Raw genomic sequence first — 256 nt, 5'->3', positions numbered from 1 at the left:
AGATCAAGGATCGGGATGTCGTCACCGAAGCGATGAAGCTTACTGGTGACGGAACAATACTCCGAAGGTTGTTGCGACTGGACTTCCATACGTTGTTGCCGGCTCTGCTTCACGTTGAAGATCGGACGTCGATGATCGAAAATCTTGAGTCACGGCCACCGTTGCTCGACATAGGAATTGTCGAATATCTGGCTAGGGTTCCATCCGCTTTTTTGTTGAAAAATGGCTTGAAGTCACTGTTGCGGGATGCCGCTAG

General features: G+C 50.0%; 1 protein-coding gene. It reads left to right on the top strand.

Annotation, left to right across the window (positions count from 1 at the left end; translation table 11 throughout):
- Positions 1–256, top strand: a 256-nt coding sequence (locus tag SB847_RS21585; RefSeq protein WP_410578730.1) for an asparagine synthase-related protein, incomplete at both ends; no start/stop codon positions are given.

Source organism: Bacillus sp. SIMBA_026 (genome assembly GCF_046535335.1).
In the GTDB taxonomy this organism is placed as follows: domain Bacteria; phylum Bacillota; class Bacilli; order Bacillales; family Bacillaceae; genus Bacillus; species Bacillus velezensis.
The sequence above is the reverse complement of the archived record's forward strand: the minus strand, read 5'-3'. Positions and strand labels throughout refer to the sequence as shown.